Annotated in this window: 1 protein-coding gene; it reads right to left on the bottom strand. The window is 36.4% G+C overall.

What is annotated here, in order from left to right; genetic code table 11:
* Window positions 1–627 precede the first annotated feature (627 nt).
* On the bottom strand, window positions 628–814 hold a 187-nt coding region (locus IEV18_RS17410), incomplete at its 5' end, for a hypothetical protein (RefSeq protein ID WP_373281958.1).

Here is an 814-nt window from a genome sequence, read left to right as displayed (position 1 = left end):
GGCTTGGCTTTTTAGCAAAAATTGGGTGAAAATAATTTATTGAATATTCTGTAAATGACTCAACCTTTTTTATTGATTGGAAGAGATTTAATAAAATTTACTCTTCACAGCTGGACAATTTAATTTGACGATTGAAATCTAGAGTTATTTCCGGTAAAGTAGCCATTATAAGAATCCTTTCTGTGGTTATTTTGTCGTGATTTAACTTTAACAGAAATGGATTCTTTTTTTATTTATTTGATGCATGATCAAGTCAGATGAAACGCTTGATAAATAAGCATTCAAAAGTAATCAAAAGTTTTCTATGAATAATTCAGGTGATAAACTTGTTCTTTTTTTGTGTGTGGTAATTTGTCGATATACTTTAACAAGTTGCTAAACGCTTTGCTCACCTTTACAACCGCTAGAACATCTGTTCTTATGTTAATTATATCAACATTTTGGATAAGTATCAAATATCAACATTTACCTGTTTGTGTCAAGCTTTTCTCGGTAACCTTCTCACACCAGTATTTCCGGCACTCTATTTTTGTACGCTTACTTAGGCTACCGCGCGATTACCATCGCTTGGTGCCTGGCGTTTTTTGTTCGGTTCTACAAACCAAGAACCAAAAAAACGCCAGGGTATTATCTAAAGCTCTTAGCTAGTTTGCCAATGGCGGATGAATGAGCTGCGTACACGACGATCGAATCTTGTTTCGCACCGATGGAAGGACGATTCGGTTCGTGTAAATAAGTCGACATTCGAACGACCTTTTTGACCTCGCGCTGTTTTCTTGCACTTCGATGGCTGTCCTTCAGGTAAGCCTCTCTT

The organism is Compostibacillus humi (genome assembly GCF_014637175.1).
Classification (GTDB): Bacteria; Bacillota; Bacilli; order Bacillales; family Amphibacillaceae; genus Oceanobacillus; species Oceanobacillus humi.
This window is presented reverse-complemented; position numbering and strand designations above follow the sequence as displayed.